This is a genomic window from Spiroplasma cantharicola (assembly GCF_001281045.1).
In the GTDB taxonomy this organism is placed as follows: Bacteria; Bacillota_I; Bacilli_A; order Mycoplasmatales; family Mycoplasmataceae; genus Spiroplasma_A; species Spiroplasma_A cantharicola.
On the sequence record NZ_CP012622.1, the window covers coordinates 548,225 to 569,379 of the forward strand.

Sequence of the window (21,155 nt, forward strand, 5' to 3'; positions counted from 1 at the left end):
ATTTTTATAAAAACTTATTCATTAGAAATTACTTGTTTTTAAAATGACATAATCTACTTTTTTAATATCATTTAGTTTAGTTCCACCAGAATATGATATTGATGATTGTAAATCTTCGTGCATTTCTTTGTAAGTTTCCATTAATTTTCCTCTTACTTTAATTAATTCCTTTTTACCTTCAACATATCTTTTTTCACCCTTATTATATTCACTAGCACTTCCATAATATTCTTTAAACATTTCACCTTCAACAGTAACATTGGCTCCAGGTGACTCTTCATGGGCTGCAAATAAACTTCCAATCATACACATTGTTGCTCCAAATCTAATTGATTTGGCAATATCACCATTGACACGTAAACCTCCATCAGCAATGATTGGTTTGTGAGCAGCTTTACTACATCATTTGATAGCACCCAATTGTCATCCACCAGTTCCAAAACCAGTTTTTAATTTTGTAATACAAACTTTTCCAGGACCAACACCAACTTTAGTTGCATCAGCTCCTCAAAATTCTAAGTCTCTTACAGCATAAGGTGTACCAACATTTCCTGCAATAATAAAAGTTTTATTTTTCATATATTTTCTAATATGTTCAATCATATTTTTAACACTAACTGAATGACCGTGAGCAATATCAATTGTAATATAGTCAGGGATAATATTATCTTTGGCCATTTTTTCAATTAAAGCGTAATCTTCTTGTTTTACTCCAACACTAATTGAAGCTACTAAATTAGCTTTAAGCATTTTTTTAACAAAAGCATATGAATCAACATTGAAACGATGCATAACATAAAAATAACCATTTTTAGCTAGCATCTCACACAATTTTTCATTAATAACTGATGCCATATTGGCAGGCATCACAGGCATTTTAAAAGTATGTTTTCCAAGTTTAACTTCAGTGTTACATTCACTGCGTGACTTAACAACACACATACTTGGTATTAGTTGAATATCTTCATAATCAAAAGCGTACATCTACATTTCTCCTTATTCTTTTGAAATTATAGCAATAAAAAAATAAAAATAGAAATGAGTTGTAATAAAAAAAATTAACCAAGAAGGTTAATTTTTTTTAGAACTTTTTAGCTGCTTCAATAATTTTATCAGCAATAGAGTTCATAGCTTCATCTGGATTTGTTGTTGAAACTGGAGCTATTTTAGTTCCTGCAAAAAGAATCGGGGTATTTACTTTTGCACCAACAAATTCTCAAGTTCCTTTTAAAAACTCTGTGTGGTTTCCTCATGGGTATCATCCAAAAGGCGCACCTTGAGTTGTTAAGATTTGTACTGTTAAATGTTCTAATAGACCTTTAGCATCGCCTTGTTTAACATACTTATATGAAAAAGTTTGATCTGCTAATAAAACGTGATCTAAGTAATTTTTAATTAATCCAGAAACATTAAAGTTATTCATTGGACTTGAAATAATTACTTTATCAACTTCTTTTAATTGATTAATATATTTTAATGCATCTTGTTCATTAAAATAAGTTCCAAAGTTTTCTCTTGAAAGAGTTTTATGAGCCATTTGCTCATTGTTTAAATCTAAATGAATAATTTCATCGTTGGGGTTTAATGATTGATATTCTTTAACAAAACGATTTGTTAAAGCTAATGAAAATGATTTTTCAGCAGGACTTACTGTACCTGTGATTACTAAAATTTTTTTTGCCATAATTTTCTCCTTTATCAACTTAATTTTATAGTTAAATTGTAAAATTACTTCATTTTTTTAATAATTAAATATAAAATATTAATTGATTATATAGAGGTACACATGAAAAAAGTCACAATCATTATTGTTGCGGGAGGAAGTGCTAGTGGTAAAACTACAGTGGCACAAACTATTGCCAATGAAATCTTTATGAACAAACCAGTAACTCATTTATCAATGGATAGTTACTATAAAGATTTTAGTGACTTAACTTTTGAAGAAAAACAATTAGTGAATTTTGATCATCCAAGTTCATTAGATATTGAATTACTTTGTCAACATTTAGATGATTTAAAAGAGTTTAAAGCAATTGAAACACCAGTTTATGATTTTAAAACTCATTCACAAAGTGGTGAGACGATTAAAGTCGAACCTTCAAATGTTGTTATTTTAGATGGTATTTTAGCATTACATATTGAAGAAATTCGCAAAAGAGGAGATATCAAAATTTTTATTAGAACAGATGATGATATTCGTTTCATTCGAAGACTTATGCGCGATGTCAATGAGCGTGGCAGAAAGTTAGAAGATATTACAAATCAGTATTTAAATACAGTAAGACCAATGTATAAATTTTTTGTTGAACCTTCAATTGATCATGCTGATTTAATAATTCCTTACTATGAGGGTAATAATATTGCAATTGATTTGGTGGCTGCAAAAATTAGTAGTTTATTAAAAAAATAAAACCATTAATATCTTAAAAAAATGAGTTTAAAAACTCATTTTTTTGTTGAAACTTTTCTCACATTAAATGTTTTTTTTACTAAAAATGAACTATTTTTTAGAGAAGTGCCTATTTTAAAGGGTTTTTGATAAGATTGACATTTTTAAAGTAAATGTGATATATTAATTCTATTATGAAATAATGAGGTAAAATATGGCTGAAAATAATAAGAATTTATCGTATACAGAAGATAGTATTCAAATCCTTGAAGGTCTAGAAGCAGTTAGAAAAAGACCTGGTATGTATATTGGTTCAACTGATTCAAGAGGTTTACATCATTTAGTTTGAGAAATTGTTGATAACTCAATTGATGAGGCCTTAGCTGGAGTATGTAGTGAAATTAATGTTTCAATTGAAAAAGATGGTTCAGTAACAGTAAAAGATAATGGTAGAGGAGTTCCAATTGGAAGTTATAAAGGAACTAATCAATCAACACCAGAAATAATTTTTTCAGTATTACATGCTGGAGGTAAATTTGGTGGTGATGGTTATAAAACTTCTGGGGGATTACACGGAGTTGGTTCATCAGTTGTTAATGCGCTTTCATCTAAATTTAAAGTAATTATTCACAGAGATGGAGTTATTTCTCAAATTAAATTTGCCCATGGTGGGAAATTAGTAGACCAATTAAAACAAACAGGTACTTCTAAACAAACAGGAACAACTGTTAACTTTTTACCAGATGAAACAATGTTCTCAACAACAAAGTTTTCATTTTCAACAATTAGTGAAAGATTAAAAGAATCAGCACTTTTAAATTCAGGACTTAAATTAACTTTAAAAGATAATAGAAGTGATAAGTACGTTGAATATCTTTACGAAAATGGATTAACAGAATTTGTTAATGAACTTAGAGGTGATCAAAAAGCTTTATGTTCACCAATAATGTTAAAAGGTAGTGAACAAAATATTGATGTTGAAATTGCTTTAACTTATACAAGTGATTTTTCAGAAACAGTTTTAGGATTTGCCAATAATGTTAAAACAAGTGATGGGGGAACTCATGTAACTGGTTTTAGATCAGGGTTAGTTAAAGCTTTAAATGAATATGGAAAAAATCAAAGTATTTTAAAAGAAAAAGATAAAAAATTAGATTCATCTGATATTAAAGAAGGTTTAATAGCAATTGTTACTGTAAAAATTCCTGAAAGTTTAATTCAATATGAAGGTCAAACAAAGGGAAAATTGGGAACAAGTGAAGCTCGTTATGCTTGTGAAAAAGTAACTGAAGAACACTTTAGTTTTTGATTACAAGAAAATAAAACAATTGCAATTTCAATTATTGAAAAAGCTCTACTTGCTCGAAGAGCAAAAGAAGAAGCTAGAAAAGCACGTCAAGCAGTTAGAGATCAAAAATCAAAATCAAAATCACGAACAATGCTTGGGAAACTAACTCCAGCGCAAGGTAAAAATAAACAAGAAAATGAATTATATTTAGTCGAAGGGGATTCAGCTGGTGGAAGTGCTAAATCTGGAAGAGATAGAAAATTTCAAGCAATCTTGCCTTTAAGAGGTAAGGTAATAAATGCTGAAAAAACAAAATTAATTGATTTACTTAAAAATGAAGAGATTACAACAATTATCAATGCCATTGGTGCTGGAATTGGAAGTGATTTTGATATTAGCGATATAAACTATGGAAAAATAATATTAATGACAGACGCCGACACTGATGGTGCTCATATTCAAACTTTATTATTAACTTTCTTTTATCGTTATATGAAAGAATTGATTGTCAATAAAAACATTTATATAGCAATGCCACCATTGTTTAAAATAACAACAGGGTCAAACAAAAAGGACTTTATGTATCTATGAACTGAAGAAGAATTAGCAAGTCATATGAAAAAAACTAAAGCTAAAATTGAAATTCAAAGATATAAAGGTTTGGGAGAAATGAATGCTGATCAACTTTGAGAAACAACAATGGATCCAGAACATAGAAAATTAATACAAGTAACAATTAACGATGCACTAGCTGCTGAAAATTCATTTAGAACTTTAATGGGAGATAATTCTGAAAAAAGAAAAGAATGAATTGAAGAAAATGTTAAATTTACACTTGAAGAAAATACAGAATTTATTTAGTTAAACAGTTGCTAGGATGGATGTGGTAAATGTGGAAAATAAACTTTCTTTTACACAAAAGGCAAAAATTATTGTTCAAAAAATTGAAGAATACAATAAGATAAATAAGGAAATTAAAAGATATGGTGATATCTTTAATACTTTTTCTTTTTATTATGAACTCAAAGAACCTGAACTTTTTTTTGAATTAAAAAGCACAGATTATGATGAAAATGATTTTTCTGTCACATCCTTAGCAACTGAACAATGAATTGAAATAAATGTTGAAAATGATAAAGAAGTAAACTGGTTAATTAAAACAATCAATAAATTTATTGAAAAATCTAAAAGTGATATGCAAAAGGCTAGAGAAATATCTAAACCACATGTAGGTATTTTAGTCTATGACGAATTTACTGATTCATATTACTTAAACCCAACAACAGGTCCAATTCTTTTAAAATCAAAAGAAATTTTAAAAGAGATAAGTTCAACAAGAATAGATATTTTCAATATCTTTATTAACTTGCGCTCGGTTGCTGTTGAAGAAGATCGAGCAGTTGAAATATTTGGACTTAATCTTGAAGAAGTTATTGAAAAAATTCAACAAGCATTAGAGTCCATTAATGGTCTTGCAAAAAAAATTATGAAAATAGAAGGTATTCCAAGATATATTTCTTCAATTGAAATAGTTGATAAAGTAATGTATTATAATGGTTATGCTACAATAGATTTTGGGTTAGCAGCTGAAGATAAAAATAAAGTTAATGAAGTTAGTTTAGAAGCTAATATTAATGAAATTGAGCAATTAGAAAAAATTTATGTTCAAATTAGAAAAGACGAAGAAGTAAGTAAAATAATGGCAAGTCTTGGTCGAAGTTTAGTTTCAAAAAATAACCCAAAATTGTATATTCAAAATTCAATTACTGGACTTTGAGAATTATCATATGAGGGTAGAAAAACAATCAAAAATTTAAATATTATCGACTTCATTAATACTGATATTAGTGAAATGGAATTTGATATAAACTAGGAGGAAGCACAATGTCAAATAATAAAGAAGAAAAGGGAATTATTAATTTCGCACTTGAAGATTTAATGGGTGACCGATTTGGGAGATATGCTAAATATATTATCCAAGAGAGAGCTTTGCCAGACGTAAGAGATGGTTTAAAACCAGTTCAAAGACGTATTTTATTTACAATGAATGAAATTAATTTAACACATGATCGAGCTTATAAGAAATCAGCTCGTGTTGTTGGTGATGTTATTGGTAAATATCACCCTCATGGTGATACTTCTGTTTATGATGCTTTAGTGCGTATGAGTCAACCATGAAAATTAAATATTCCTTTAGTTGATATGCATGGTAATAACGGTTCTATTGATGGTGATAGTGCTGCTGCGATGCGTTATACTGAAACTCGACTTGCTAAAATATCAAGTATTATCTTAGCTGACTTGCAAAAAAACACAGTTCTTTTTGCACCAAACTATGATGATTCTGAAAAAGAACCGACAGTTTTACCAGGATACTTTCCAAATATTTTAGTAAATGGTGCAACAGGAATTGCTGCAGGTTATGCTACAAATATGCCTCCTCATAATAGTATTGAAATTATTGATGCAGTTATTGCTACAATTAAAAATCCCAAAATAAAATTAAGTGATATTTCAAAAATAGTTAAAGGTCCAGATTTCCCAACTGGGGGAATTGTTATGGGTCAAGAAGGAATTGACTCAGCATTTGAAACTGGTAAGGGAAGAGTAATTGTTCAATCTAAAATTCACAGAGAAGGCGATACACTTGTTATTGATGAAATTCCTTATGAAATAATTAAACAAGATCTTGTTAAAAAAATTGGAGATGTTGTTGATGCAAATCCACATTTAGAAGTAAAAGAAGTTCGTGATGAAACAGATAGAACTGGTTTAAGAATTGTTATTGAACTTTCTCCTAAAGCAGATTATGAAATTACAAGAAAATTTTTATTAAAAAATACACCTTTACAAATTTCATATAACTATAACAATGTTGTTATAGTTGAAAAGCAACCAAAACAATTAGGAATTATTCCAATAATTACTGCTTATATAAAACACTACAAAGAAATTTTTTCAAGAAAAACTAAATTTGACTTAGAAAAAGCAGAAAAAAGATTAGAAATTATCCAAGGTTTAATTAAAGCTATTTCGATTCTTGATGAAGTTATTAAAATAATTAGAGATTCTTCAAATAGAAGTGATGCGATTGCAAATTTAATTGCAAGATATGAATTTAGCGAAACACAAGCGATTGCAATTGTTGATTTAAGACTTTACAGATTAACTTCAACAGATATTGTTAAATTAGAAGAAGAGAAAAAAGAATTATCATCTTTAATTGAAGGTTATAAAGCAATTTTAGGTGATGTAAAAGTTCTTGAAGAAAAAATAATTGAGCAATTAACTACAACTAAAAAAGAATTTGGGGTTCCAAGAAGAAGTGAAGTTGTAAGCGAAATTGAAAATATTGAAGTTGAAATTAAAAAAACAATTGTACAAAAGGATTACACAATTTGAATTTCACAAGATGGTTATTTAAAAGCAATTGAAGATTCACAACTTGGTAAAAATTCAATGGATGACTTTAAACGTAAACCAAATGATATTTGAATTTCACAAGTTCCAGCTTCAAGTTTAGATTTTATTTTACTTGTATCAAGTGCAGGAACTTACTACTCAATTCCTGTTTATAAAATTATTCCAAGTAAATGAAAAGAAATCGGAATGCATATAAATAAAGTTGCAACAATTTCTGGAAATGAAAGAATTTTAGCAGCATTTGTAGTTAAACAATTTCAAAATGCAAAACAAGAAATACTTTTAGCAACTAAAAAGGGAATGATTAAACGTACTCCAGTTGAAGATTTAGAAACTAAAATGTTTTCAAAACCATTTAGAATTATTAAATTACAAAATGAAGATGAACTTGTATCAGCTTCACTTGTAACTTCAAAAACAAAAACAGTAACAATGTTAACAAGAACTGGTTTTGCTGTTAGATATGATATTGCTGAAATTCCCTCAGCAGGTCCTAATGCAAAAGGAGTTAAATCAACTGTAGTTAAAGAAGAAGATATTGTTGCTGGAAAAGCATTTTCAAATGGAGATGTTTTAATAATTACTAACAAAGGTAATGTTAAAAAAATTAAACAAGATCATGTACCAATTATGGCAAGACCAAAACGAGGAGTTAGATTATATCCTTGAAATAAAAAACGTGATGAGTTTGCAACATTCTTATATAATATTCAAACAAATGATATTTTAAATATTTTGGATGAAGAAGATAATTTAATACAATTAAATGTTAAAAACTTCAAATTTGCAGATTTAGAAGACGTGCCTGAAGATTTAGACATGGCTGAAATAATTACAACTACTTTGGAAAAATCATTTATTATTAAAAATAATGACATTCCACCAACTCCAAAAGGTGGAGAAGATGAAGAACCAAAGAAAGTTGTTGGCTTAAAAAAGTCACCACCCGTTAAAAAAATAGCGGCAGCCAAAGTTGAAAAACCTAATGATATTAAAGTAGAAATACAAGAAGAAATTGCTCCTCACGAAGTTGAAGAAGAAGTAATCTTTGATGATGTTGAACAAGAAATTATTCTTGATGATGTTGAAGATGAGATCATTTCTGATGATGTTGAAGAAGAAGTAATCTTTGATGAAGTTGAACAAGAAATTATTCCTGAAGAAATTGAAGAGGAAGTAATTGTTGATGATGTTGAAGATGTTGAAGATGAGGTCATTTCTGAGGAAGTTCAAGAAGAAGTAATCTTTGATGAAGTTGAACAAGAAATTATTCCTGAAGAAATTGAAGAGGAAGTAATTCTTGGGGATGTTGAAGATGAGGTCATTTCTGAGGAAGTTCAAGAAGAAATGATTAAGGAATCAATGGAATCTAATGAAAATAAAAAAGGGAGCATTAGTGATGAAGAAACTAGTGACCTTAAAATAGATCTAGATGACTTAATTTAAAAGCACTTTATGTGTTTTTTTTATTTTAATTGTGATTTAATTAAAATAATGAATTTTAATTATTAGAAAGAAAAAAAATGAAGCAATACAAAGGTAAAGTATCAAAATTTATTTTTAAATCAGATAATGGCTATGCAATAGCAGTTTTTGTTTTGTTTACTGATGAGAAAAAATCTATTGTAATTACAGGGCCGATTGGTATGATGAAAATTGGTATTATTTATGAAGTTAGTGGTGAAGAAATCGATGACCCAAAAAGAAATCAAAAAAGTTTAGCTATAAAAAGTTTTAGTCAGGTAAAAAATTTTGATAATGATGGTTTAATAAAATATTTAAGCTCGTCAGTTTTTCCAACAATAGGAAAAAATTTAGCAAAAAATATTGTTGAATATTTTAAAGAAGATGTTTTTAGCAAAATAATGAATAATAAAAATGAATTATTTAATATAAAAGATATGACACAAGCAAAAGCAGAAATTATTTATGATGTAGTTATTTCAAAGTTTGGAGATACAAAAATTTTAGATATATTTGTAGAAAATAATTTAAAAATTGAATTTTTAAATTTATTACAAAAGGAAGAGGAAGATATTAATTTTATTGAACAAATTTTAAGAGAAGATTTTTATAGTTATGCTAATGAAAAGAAAATGCAACCATTTTATGAAGTTGATAGAGTATGTATAACTTTTGGAATGGAAGAAAATGATGAAAGAAGAGTTTCTTGATTTGCAAATGAATTTGTAAAAGAAATTCTTTTTCAAGAAGGTAATACGTTTACTGATATGGACCAACTACTTAAAAAAATGAAAGCCCATTTTAATTTAAGTGAAAATGAAATAATAAATAAATTAGTTTATGCAAAAAATCAGAAAATCATTTATTTTAAAAATCAAAAAATATATACAAAAGAAAGTTATGAAGATGAACAATTCATAGCAAAAGAATTATTTGATTTATTAAATAGATCAAATTATTTAAAAAGAGAATTTAATTTTGAAGAGAAACTTAAAGAAGTTGAACAGTTTATTTCTTTGAGAAGTGGAATTAAAAATTTTAAATATAATAATGAACAAGTAGAAGCAATTAAAAATTTTATTGAAAATGATGTTTCAATAATAACAGGTGGACCTGGTACTGGTAAAACAACAGTTATTACAGGAATAGTAAAAATGTATGAGCTGATATATAACGATAGTAATTTTGCATTAACAGCTCCAACAGGTAGAGCAGCTGGTAAAATAAAAGATGATTCAGGCTATAAAACATCAACTATTCATCGATTGTTACAATATTCAGGCAATGATATTTTTGAAGCAAATGAAAATAAACCAATATTCAAAAATTTAGTTGTAATTGATGAATGTTCAATGATAGATAATCATTTATTTGCTTCTCTTTTAAGGGGAGTTAAGGGAATTAAAAAGTTGTTATTAGTTGGAGATGTTGAACAACTTCCAAGCGTTAGTTATGGTAATCTTTACGAAGATTTAATTGTAAGCAATTATTTTAAAACAACAAGACTTGTAAAAAATAATCGTCAATTAAATAGTGAAGGTGAAATTAATTCTATTATTGCACTTTCAGATGCTATTAAAAATGAAAGCATTAATAATTTTAATTTTGAAAATTCTACCAATGTTAATTTTAATTTTTCTAAAGATTATGATAATGTTATTAACTTTTTAAAAGAAACTTATAGTAATTTAAATCCATCAAATATTGATGAACAGTTAAATGATCTACAAATAATTGCTCCGATGTATAAAGAAAAGTTGGGAATTGATAATTTAAACAGTATTATTCAAAATTTAGTTAATCCAACAAAGTCTAAAGTTTATAAAAGATATGATTTAGAATTTAGAGTAAATGATAAAGTTATGTACATTGAAAATGACCCTATTTATGAACTTTCAAATGGAGATGTTGGATATATTAAAGAGTTAAATTTTATTGGTGATAAATTAAAAACAGCTAAAATTATTTTTAATGAAAGAGAAATTGAAATGGGTTCAAGTTCATTTCAAAAAATAAAATTAAGTTATGCTTGCTCAATTCACAAAACTCAAGGAAGTGAGTATAAAAATACAATTATTGTTTTAGATGGTAATAATAGAAACTCTAATTTTATACTTAATAAAAAAATGTTATATACTGCAATTACTAGAGCTAAACAAAATTTATTTATAATCTCAGATCAAATATTGTTTTTAAAATCATGTAATAGAAATCCTAAGCCAAGATTAACTACTTTAAAAGAAGCTATATTAACCTTAAAAGAGCAATAGAATTTTGAATTGTTTAATTTCTTTAATAAACTTGTCAATTTTTGACTTAAAATATAATTGTTAGGAGCTAAAATATGATTATAAAGAATGCAAAAATAGTAGTTGAAAATAAAATTATTGAAAATGGTTGATTAGAAATAGAAAATAAATTTATTAAATCAATTAATGAGGGTAAAACTAATCTTGAAGGAATCGATTTAGAGGGAAATTGATTATTACCGGGTTTTATTGATTGTCACGTTCATGGTGGTTATGGTTATGATTTTGAAAATGGAACTATTAGTGCTTTTGAAAACTTTTCAAAAAATGTTTCAAAAGAGGGTATAACAAGTTATGTTCAAGCAAGTGTTACTAATTCAAAAGAAAATAACATTAAATATTTAAAAGAATTTAGTACATTTATTGAAAATCAAAATTCAGGTTCAAAATGTTTAGGAATACATATGGAAGGACCGTTTATTTCAAAAGAAAAAAAAGGTGCACATGAAGTTTCTTTATTAACAAATCCAGACATTGCTTATTTAAAAGAATTGGTTAAAGCATCAAAAGATAATGTTAGAATTGTGACCTATGCAGCAGATTTACAAGATGGTAGTTTTACAAAGTATTTATTAGAAAATAATATTTTACCAAGTGTTGGTCATACAAATATGAGCTTTGCACAGTGTGAAAGAGATTATCAGATTGGTTTTAGACATGTCACACATTTATTTAATGGAATGAGTGGCGTTAGTCAATATGAACCAGGATTAGCAACTTTCAGTTTATATAAAGATGATATTTTATGTGAAGTAATTACTGATGGAATTCATATTGAAAAAGATACTTTAAAGTTAATTTATAAAATTAAAGGAGCAGACAATATTTGTATTATAACTGATGCTATGAATGCCAAAGGATTAGATGATGGTGAATATAAATTAGGAAATTTGGAAGTTATTAAAAAGGGAATGAAAGTCTTTTTAAAAGAGAGTGGTGTTTTAGCAGGAGCTGGAGCAACGTATGATTTTAATGTTAGAGTTATGTTAGAAGCAAATCCCGAAATTAAAATGACAGATTTAATTAAAATGACATCAATAAATATTGCAAAGCAATTAAAAATATTTGATAAACGTGGAAGTATAGAAAAAAATAAATTTGCAGATTTAGTTGTTCTAAATAAAAATTTAGAAGTTTTAAAAACATTTGTAGAAGGTGAAAGGGTTTATGAAAAATAAAGTTAATCCAAGAAGTTTTACATTGATAAAATTCTTATTAACTTTAGGATTAATTTTTAATTATTCAATTTCACTGATATCATTTATTAATGTTTTTAAAGGTAATGGACAAAGTTTAATAATAGAGTCAAAAACATATATTGCAGTTCAAATTTTATTATTGATATCATCAATTTCAAGTTTATTAATTTTCTTTTTTGTTAGAAAAAATGTTCATAAAAAATTAAATTATAAATATATTAAAAGAGAAAAAATTCAAATACTATTATGTTTAATTTTTATTTCAATTATTTTTGTCTTATCAATTATTGATATTCTAACTTTTCTTTTTATTTTTAAAAATATTTATGTAATGGTTATAATATTTTTAATTATTCAATTAATTTTAGGAGTTATTATTTCAATCTTAGAAAGTTTTTCAAGATTATCAGAACAAGTAATTGCCAATAAATTATGATTTGAAGAAGAGGAAGAAGAAATAAAACTTAAAGAAAATAATAAAAAAGTAAAAGTAATAGAAAAAAAAGATGGAGATTTTAATCCATTTATGCAGGAGGAAGAGCATGATTAAATTTGGAACGATAGGGACTTCAAAAATTACACAGCAATTTATAACAGCTGCTGTAAAAAATCCAAATTGTAAAGTTGTATGTTGTTATTCTAGAGATAAAACTAAGGCAAAAGATTTTATTCGTGATCACAAATTATATGCAAAAGCAGTTGATAATTTTGATCAAATGTTAGATGAAGTTGATGCAGTTTATATTGCTTCACCAAATGGTTTGCACTATGAACAAGCCAAGTATTTTTTAACACAACAAAAACATGTTTTACTTGAAAAACCATTAACTTTATCATTTCAACAAGCTCTTGAAATATCACAAATTGCAAAGAGAAATAATGTTTTTTTAATGGAAGCTTACAAAACATTTCACTGCCCACAAATTTCTCATCTATTTAAATTTGTTAAAAGCTATCAACCATTTATTGCTAATTTAAATTTGAATCGCTATTCTTCAAGAATGGCTCAAGTAAAAATGGGGCAATATGATTCAGTTTTTGATGCAAAACTTGGTAAGGGTTCTACATATGATATGTTGATTTATCCAGTTGAATTAAGTATTGCCTTATTTGGACCTGTAACTGAAGTTAAATCAATGGGTCAAAGGCTTGCAAATGGAAGTGGAATGAATGATTGTGTTATTTTAAAACACGACAGTGATGTATTAACAAATATTGTTTGTAGTAAAGCCAGTAGGGGAGTTATTGAAAATGAATTGCTTTCAGATATTGCAACTTTAACTTTCAAAAATGTTATACAATTAGAAGAAATTAATTTATATAAAACAAATTCTAATGATGTTGAAGTAATTCATAAAACTGAAAATGATAAAGATTTATTTGAATATGAAATTGCAGTTTTTTTGAAAATGATAGCTGAAAATGATTTTAGTTTAAGAGATTATCTATTAGATATTAGTTGTGAAACAGTTAGAGTACTAAATCTTGTAGAGAGTAATCAAGAAAAACCAGGAGAAATTTAAAATGAAATTAAATAAATATATTGATCATACTTTATTAAAAGCTGATGCTAAAAAAGTTGAAATAGAAAAATTATGTCTAGAAGCTAAGGATTATGATTTTGCAACAGTTTGTATTAATCCAACTCATATAATTTATGCAAAAGAATTGTTAAAAGGAACAAATGTAGGAATAACTACAGTTATAGGATTTCCACTTGGAGCAACAACAAGTGAAGTAAAAGCGTTCGAAACAAAACAAGCAATTGAAAATGGAGCAACTGAAATTGATATGGTAATAAATGTTGGAGCAGTTAAAGATGCTAATTGAGATCTTGTTTTAAATGATATGATTGCTGTAAAAAAAGCAGCTTTAAATAATTGTGTTAAAGTAATTTTAGAGAATTGTTTATTAACAAAAGAAGAAATTACTAAATGTTGTCAATTAGCTTTAAAAGCTAATTTAGAGTTTGTTAAAACTTCAACTGGTTTTTCAACTGGGGGAGCAACTTTTGAAGATGTAGCATTAATGAAATCAATTGTCAAAGATCAAGCAAAAGTTAAAGCAGCTGGAGGAGTTAGAACTTATCAAGATGCTATAAAAATGATTGAAAATGGTGCTGATCGCTTAGGAACAAGCGGTGGAGTTGCTATTGTTAAAGGTGAAGAACATAAAAATGGTTATTAGATTTGAATTTTAAAGAAATTTGAAATATATATTAAAAACATGTATTTTTAATAGATTGATTAAAGTAGAAGATTAATTATTTAAAATATAGTATTTTTTGATATTCTAATATAGTATGTTAATGTTAATAATTTTGAATATTCAAAATTATCATTATAGAATAAACTAGATATATTTATAAATTTAAAAAAGGGGAAAAAATGTGAGTATCACTAAATTTTATATCAGATATTATTTTAAATATTTATGGAAAGCGCAATGCGGAATACTTTCTTAATAAAAGAAGAAAAAAAAGAAAAAATAAAATAAATCTTGAAAAACATTTATGAAATTCAAATATTAGAATAACTTATTTAAAAACAACTGCAGATCAATATTTATTTAATCTAAAAATGAGTAAATATAATAGGAAATTGCAAATTCAAGAATTGAATGCTGAAATAATAAAATTGCCAGAAAAAATTATAGCGAGAAATAATTTAGAGAAAGATGTAATAACTAAGGGTAAATTATTAATAAATGTTAAAGAAGATTCTAAATATTATAATCAAGCTAAATTAGAAATAACAATTACTCCTAATTAAATTAATAAATAATTATATTGAAAGGTTAAAACAATGAATATTATATGAATAATATCGGACTTAATACTAATAATTCTTTTAACTGTTTATTATGTATTTTTTTGACCAAATAGATGAAGATGAAATAGAGATGTAAGCAGGATAATTAATAAAAAAAGAAAAGTAAGTAAAATCAAGTTTGATTTAAATGAACATTTAACAAATAAAACAGTTAGAACAAATATTTTTAAAACTTTTGATGATCAAAATTATTTTTGTGATATTAAATATCAAAAGGGAAATAGTAGAGTTAAAGTTCAAGAACTTGAAATCACAGTACTAAAGTATCCTGAGGAATTATTTGAACAAGATAAAGAAGATTTTATTACAAAATGCAGCGGTAAAGCAATAATCAAAGTAAAAAATGATTCGCAATACTATAATAATTGTGAAATAGAATTAAAATTAATTGATAAAAAGTATAAATTAAAAAATAAGCTTTAGACTAATCAGCAGTATTAATTTAACAAGCAAAAGGTTGCTATAAAAAAGCAATTTTTTTTGATATAATATTAATAATATTTGTATTTTTAGGAGGATTTATCAATGAAAAAGTATGGATTTGAAATGGATGATTATAATTTACCAAGTTCAATCAGAAAGAGAATTGATGATTTAGTGGAATTAAATATAAATCCCTCAACTATAAATCTTATTACAACTGAATTTTCTTCTTCAAGTGAAGAAACTAAGGAAAATATAGGAAATTATATACAAAAACTTTTAGAAATAGAAGAATTTATCATTTATCAAAATAGTAAAAAAGGTAATAATGCAAACATAAAACAAGAATTAAATTCAAAAAAAAGATTGGCAAATCTTAAAAAAATTCAACAAATTTTTATTAGAAAAAATGCTTTAAATGTACAACAACAGTTAAATAAAAGATATCAACCAATAAATAACGTTTCTAGAAAGTTACATTCTTTAAGAGAAATTAAAGCAGACAATAATAGTGATTTTAGCGACCAAAATAAAATGCAAGAAATTGCAAATAAAAAAGCAAAAATTGAAATGGCTATTAAAGGTGAGCAACAAAAAATTAAATTAGCTCAAATTGAATATGAAAAAGCTAAACTTGAAGAAGATCAAATTACGCAAGAATTAAAGTTAAATATTGCAAAATTTGCAAATAATAGATTAAAAAAAATATCAGATGCTATGACTACTTATAAAACTATTGATCAAATTCCTGATAAAATTATTGATGAAAGTTTTTCTAATGATGAAAATGAATTTGATTACAAAGAAGTTATTCATGAGCTTTGCAATTTAGATGAAACAGAATTTAACTCAGATATTTTAAAAACAATTGAAATTAATCTTGAAACATTTTTTGATGTTCCTGGATTTGATAATTATGAAGAGGAAATGATTAATATGAGTAGATCTAGATATACTCAAGCTTTAAGAAATAAATCAGAAAAAAGAGAACTTAAAAACTTACAAAATGAAGAAATTAATTTTGAAAAAACTAAAATAGAGAAGGAGTTACAAGAAGAAATCAAAAATAATAATAGTAAAATAATTAATAATGCTATTTATGAACAAAATAGCTCTTTAAACAATGAAATTCAAAATAAACAAAATTTAAAAACTATTTTACAAGAAACTAAAATTATTGAAAAAGAAGAAAAAGAAAGTAAACAAGATATTGACAATGAGATAATTAATAAATCTACTTATCAACAAGATCCTTTATTTGACAATAAAATTGCAATTGAACAAACTTTACAAGAAATTGAAATAAATAAATCAGAAACAGAGAAATCTAAAATTGATTCAAATGAAAGAACTAAAGATATTTCTAAAGTTGTTGAACCTAAAGTTATTATTAAAGAAATTAATAATTTTTTATTTGAAAATGACAATACCAGAGAACTTATAACAAAAAATAAGGTCAGTGACAATATTGAAAATTTTGAAAAAGAAAATAATTTTTTAGTTTTAGAAAATACTAATGAAAAAATTATTAAAAAAATTAAAAAGAAAGCAAGAGCAAAAGATCGTCAAATTGAAAAATTGATAAAAGAAAATGAGTTTCTTCATAAAGAACTTATTAAGTTAAGAGAAGAAAAGAAAATAGCTGAATTAAGAGAACTTGAAAATAAAAAAAGAAGATTAAATGAAAATTTTGAAGATACTCTTAAAAGAGAAAGAAGAAAAATTGAAACTACATATCAAATTCTTGAAAGAAAATGAAGAGCAGAAGCAATTAATAAATCTTTAAATTCTAAACAAAAAGCTTTTAGAGTAGTAAATTCTATTAAAGAAAAATCAAAACTTTTACAAAATTCCAATGCTAATAATTTGGAAATGATTGTTGAAGACAATAGTAATAAATTAAAAGCTAATAATAATGAAATAAAAGTTATAGTTGAAAATAATAAATTTAATAACACTATAAGTTTGAACGAAAGCAATTCTGGAAATGAAAATAGTTCAATTGATAGAAATGTTGTAATTAATGATGACTCAAAAGTAATTATTAAACAAAGTAATTGAAAAAAAGAGAAGGATAGAAATCAGAAAAACTTTACAAATAAAACTTCAAATACAAATAGTAGTTCAAACGTAAATGTTAATCAAAAAAATATTAAAGATAATTTAAGTCAAAATATAGTTACAAATACTTCTAGTAGTAATGAAACTTTAAATGTTGATAATAATTCAAAAATTACTGTTGAAAATATTAGTAACAATTTGGTTACTAATAATAAGGAATCAGAATTTATTATAGAAAATAATTCAATTAATAATAGAGTTTTGAATACAGATAATAGTTCAGAAAAAAATATTGAAAATGAAGTTAATAATGTAACAACTAATAATAAAGAACTTAAAGTTATAACAAAAAAAGTTTCAACAGTAAATCAAAAGGGAAGAACTAATTCAAAAAAAAATAGTTCACAAAAAATAATTGTTGATCAAAAAATTTCTTTTGCAAATAAAAATAATTTATCAACTGAATTTAAAAATCAAAATCAATATGAAGGTGATGAAAAGAGAATTTTATATTTAGAAAGTAGAAGAAAATTAAATATAATAACTAAAGAAGAAGCAAAAGAATTAGAACTTAAAAAAAGACAAAATCATCATACTTCATCTAAGATAGTTTTAAGTAAATATAAATTAGTGAAAAGATAGGTTGATTAACATATCTTTTTTTTATGCTAAAATAACCATATAAAAGGTGGAAAAAGTCATGGAAAATTACCAAACTCAATTTAGAGATTTTGATATATCATGATATACAAAAAATAAAACAAAAAGTTTCTTAAAAAAATTAGGCACTAGTTTTGGATTTGTAATTATTTTAATGCCTATATTTGGAATTATTTTGTCAATAGGAAATGCTACCAAACTTAGTTTATTAACTAATATTGGCAGTATTTTATTTTCAAATATTGGTATTTGATTTGCCTTAGCTATTATTATAGGATTTACATCAAATAAGGGTGTTGCTGTTTATTGTGGAATATTATCCTACTTAGTCTTTAATGTTTTTATTTGAGCTTCAATAAAGAATAATGATAATAAGAATTTATTTAATATTTGATTTTGACATGATTTGCAAAGAAATCTTTATCTATCAAAACTTTTTTTTGGAGGCTTAGAAACATTTAATTCTGGTATTATTGGTGGAATTTTAGTTGGAAGTTATGTTACATTTATTTATAAAAAATTTAAAGATATAAATTTACCGAAAGGTTTAGAGTTTTTTGCAAAAGAAAGATTTGTAATAATTTTAAGTGTTTTATTTTCAATAATTGCTGCTTGTCTTTTTATTATAATATGACCAATATTTGGTTTTCTACTGTCAATGATTGGTTCTATAGTTGCTAAGTCACCAATAGGGCTTGATGCTTTTATATTTAGAACAATACAAAGAATGTTAATTCCTTTCGGTTCAAATTTGCTTTGACAATCTCCAATGTGATATACCCAAGTTGGGGGAGATTTAAATTCTTATCAACAAGATTTGTTGATTCAATATTTATTAAGAGTGACTGAAAGTGAAAATCTAAGTATTATAAATGAGCTTTTAAATATTAATCAAAAGGGTTTTGGTCAAGATGAAATTACTAAGATTTTTCAAAATAATTTAAATAATGCTGATTTTGCAAAAATTGAAGAAAATATTAATTTTTGATTTAAAGAAACAGAAAGCATTTTTGCAACTAATCCCAGTGGTGATCAAATTATTTGAAATATTGTTTCAAATAATAAATATATAACTGTTGATGATTGCTGGAATGTTGGTTTGCGAGTAAGTAGATTTATTTCTGGTGGATATATTAATTCGATTTTTATTTTACCAACTTTGTCACTTACTTTGCTATTAATGACACCAAAAGGTGAAAAAAGATCAAAAATGGGCATTTATATTACTGCAGCTTTAACAGCAATGCTTGTAGGAGTAACAGAGCCTGTAGAATATCTATTTTGTTATACAATGCCTTTATTTTATTTTGTCATTTATTGTCCTTTAAATGGTCTTTTAGCTATGTTAACTTCGTTATTTAAAGTAAAACTAGGAACTTCATTTTCAACTGGTCTTTTTGATTTTATATTAAGTGGTGTTGTACCAACTGCAAATGGAGTTAATACAAGAATATGGATTATTCCAATAATAGGAATAATTGCTAGCATTTTTATATTCACAATTGCTTTCTTTTGATTTAAAAAATTTAATAAAGAAGAAAATATTATTAATATTGAGGCAAAGTTATTAAGAGATTCTATTTATATTTTAATTGACGATTTTGGAGGTTTAAAAAATATTGCTTTATATCAATTAACTCAAAAAGAATTAATAATTAAATTTAAAAATAATAATAATGTTTCAAATTTATTTGAGCATTTTCAAAAAATTGAAAGAACTAATGAGTCCACAATTTTTACAATTAATGAAAGTAATAAAGAGAAGGTAGAAGTGCTAAGTTTTATTATTGCTAATAGAAATAATAAAACAAAATTTAAAAAAGAACTTAAATAAGTTCTTTTTTAAATATGGTCGTTAATTGTTTTTAAAATATTGACAGCAACTTCATTTTTTTTAGAATTATTAAATTCAATAACTTGCTTACTTTTTGTTAACAATATTTTTATTTCGTTAGTATCTGATTCCATAGCACTTGCAAGATTAACTACTAACATATCAAGATTTTTTTCTTGGGATTTACTTCAAGCTTTTTCTAAATTAAAATCATTTGCTAATGAGAACCCAACTAAAAATTGATGTGTTTTTACTTTTCCTAGCTCTTTTAAAACATCAACAGCAGGGTATAAAGAGAGATTTAGATCATTTTCTGAAAGTGATCTTTTTTCTATTTTTTTATCAGTATAATTTGCAACTTCAAAGTCATATAAAGCAGCTGAGCAAATTACAATATCGGAATTTTCATAGTTTTTTAGCATTTCTTCTAACATTTCATCATTTGTTTTTACATAAACATTATCATTATCTGTAAAATTAGGTAATAAAGTGTCACCAAAAACAGTTTTTAGTGATTTACAATTATTTTTTAACACTTTTTTTAATTCATTTCCCATTTTACCACTACTTGCATTTGTAATATATCTAACTTTATCAATATAGCTTCTAGTTTTTCCAAAATTAAGCAAAATTGATTTATCTTTTAAGTTTTTATAGTTATTTTCTTCCAATTCAATAATTTTTAACACTTCTTCGGGTTCTAAAGCTCTTCCAATACCTTCATGACCACTTGCTAATTTGCCATATTTGGGTTCAATTCATTTGACATTACCAGTCGCCTCTAAAATTGTCTTATTTTTCTCTAAAATAGGATTTAAATACATGTTTGAATTCATACTTGGAAATAAAATTGTTTTATAGTTGGAAACTGAAAAAATTAAACTAGCCAAATCATCAGCTAATCCATTGGCAATTTTACCAATGTAGTTGTAAGAGGCAGGGTAAACCACATTTAGAGTGCTTTGAAAGGCAATTTTTATATGATCACCATAATGATGTGAGTCATAGAATTCTCTATCAAATATGTCCTCTAAATAGTCAATATTGGCAAAATTTACGAACTTTTTAGCATTTTTTGTTGTAATTAACTTAACTTCATATTTTTTTGACAATAATTTATATAGCTTTAAGGATTTACTAGCAGCAATTCCACCTGTAACTATTAGATTAATTTGTTTTTTCATAATTTTCACCCATTTCTTTAAATATTATCTACTTTTTTGCCATTTTTTTCATTTTTTTAGTAAAAATTATAGACACAAAGCAATTTACAA

At 25.4% G+C, this 21,155-nt stretch carries 16 protein-coding genes; 13 read left to right on the forward strand and 3 right to left on the reverse strand.

What is annotated here, in order from left to right; genetic code table 4:
- Positions 1 to 21: 21 nt before the first annotated feature.
- The gene (locus tag SCANT_RS02455) at positions 22 to 984 is read right to left on the reverse strand and encodes a GMP reductase (protein ID WP_053946142.1); all 963 of its coding nucleotides are present in this window, start codon (positions 982 to 984) and stop codon (positions 22 to 24) included.
- Positions 985 to 1,081: 97 nt separating this feature from the next.
- Positions 1,082 to 1,684 (reverse strand): FMN-dependent NADH-azoreductase, encoded by a 603-nt coding sequence (locus SCANT_RS02460; protein WP_053946143.1) that lies wholly within the window; start codon positions 1,682 to 1,684, stop codon positions 1,082 to 1,084.
- 102 nt (positions 1,685 to 1,786) lie between these two features.
- Between SCANT_RS02460 and udk the strand changes: the two genes are divergently transcribed.
- The 13 genes from udk (at position 1,787) to SCANT_RS02525 (ending at position 19,881) form a co-directional block, all read left to right on the forward strand.
- A complete protein-coding gene (gene udk, locus SCANT_RS02465; RefSeq protein WP_053946144.1) occupies positions 1,787 to 2,410 on the forward strand; it encodes a uridine kinase in 624 nt (207 codons plus the stop codon).
- A 193-nt stretch (positions 2,411 to 2,603) separates the two neighbouring features.
- Complete coding sequence (gene parE, locus SCANT_RS02470; protein WP_053946145.1) at positions 2,604 to 4,538, forward strand: DNA topoisomerase IV subunit B; 1,935 nt, start codon at positions 2,604 to 2,606, stop codon at positions 4,536 to 4,538.
- A gap of 31 nt (positions 4,539 to 4,569) precedes the next feature.
- Entirely contained in the window at positions 4,570 to 5,550 is a 981-nt protein-coding gene (locus SCANT_RS02475) for a hypothetical protein (RefSeq protein WP_053946146.1), read from the forward strand.
- A gap of 11 nt (positions 5,551 to 5,561) precedes the next feature.
- Complete coding sequence (gene parC / locus SCANT_RS02480) at positions 5,562 to 8,546, forward strand: DNA topoisomerase IV subunit A (protein WP_053946147.1); 2,985 nt, start codon at positions 5,562 to 5,564, stop codon at positions 8,544 to 8,546.
- A 77-nt stretch (positions 8,547 to 8,623) separates the two neighbouring features.
- A complete protein-coding gene (recD2, locus tag SCANT_RS02485) occupies positions 8,624 to 10,834 on the forward strand; it encodes an SF1B family DNA helicase RecD2 (RefSeq protein ID WP_053946148.1) in 2,211 nt (736 codons plus the stop codon).
- A gap of 74 nt (positions 10,835 to 10,908) precedes the next feature.
- Positions 10,909 to 12,051: an N-acetylglucosamine-6-phosphate deacetylase gene (nagA, locus tag SCANT_RS02490; RefSeq protein ID WP_053946149.1), complete on the forward strand. Its 1,143-nt coding sequence runs from the start codon at positions 10,909 to 10,911 to the stop codon at positions 12,049 to 12,051.
- Positions 12,041 to 12,622 (forward strand): hypothetical protein, encoded by a 582-nt coding sequence (locus SCANT_RS02495; protein ID WP_053946150.1) that lies wholly within the window; start codon positions 12,041 to 12,043, stop codon positions 12,620 to 12,622. The genes nagA and SCANT_RS02495 overlap by 11 nt, the downstream gene beginning before the upstream one ends.
- Positions 12,615 to 13,595, forward strand: coding sequence for a Gfo/Idh/MocA family protein (locus SCANT_RS02500; RefSeq protein WP_053946151.1), 981 nt, complete (start codon positions 12,615 to 12,617; stop codon positions 13,593 to 13,595). Before SCANT_RS02495 ends, SCANT_RS02500 begins: the two co-directional genes overlap by 8 nt.
- Before the next feature lies 1 nt (position 13,596).
- Positions 13,597 to 14,259, forward strand: a complete 663-nt coding sequence (gene deoC / locus SCANT_RS02505; RefSeq protein ID WP_053946152.1) for a deoxyribose-phosphate aldolase — start codon at positions 13,597 to 13,599, stop codon at positions 14,257 to 14,259.
- A gap of 200 nt (positions 14,260 to 14,459) precedes the next feature.
- On the forward strand, positions 14,460 to 14,843 hold the full coding sequence (locus SCANT_RS02510) for a hypothetical protein (RefSeq protein WP_053946153.1): 384 nt from the start codon (positions 14,460 to 14,462) through the stop codon (positions 14,841 to 14,843).
- 33 nt (positions 14,844 to 14,876) lie between these two features.
- Complete coding sequence (locus SCANT_RS02515; protein WP_053946154.1) at positions 14,877 to 15,326, forward strand: hypothetical protein; 450 nt, start codon at positions 14,877 to 14,879, stop codon at positions 15,324 to 15,326.
- A gap of 102 nt (positions 15,327 to 15,428) precedes the next feature.
- A complete protein-coding gene (locus tag SCANT_RS02520; RefSeq protein ID WP_053946155.1) occupies positions 15,429 to 18,029 on the forward strand; it encodes a hypothetical protein in 2,601 nt (866 codons plus the stop codon).
- 58 nt (positions 18,030 to 18,087) lie between these two features.
- Positions 18,088 to 19,881: a PTS transporter subunit EIIC gene (locus SCANT_RS02525; protein WP_053946156.1), complete on the forward strand. Its 1,794-nt coding sequence runs from the start codon at positions 18,088 to 18,090 to the stop codon at positions 19,879 to 19,881.
- 8 nt (positions 19,882 to 19,889) lie between these two features.
- Here SCANT_RS02525 and coaBC read toward each other — a convergent pair whose 3' ends face one another.
- Complete coding sequence (gene coaBC / locus SCANT_RS02530) at positions 19,890 to 21,065, reverse strand: bifunctional phosphopantothenoylcysteine decarboxylase/phosphopantothenate--cysteine ligase CoaBC (protein ID WP_053946157.1); 1,176 nt, start codon at positions 21,063 to 21,065, stop codon at positions 19,890 to 19,892.
- Positions 21,066 to 21,155 lie beyond the last annotated feature (90 nt).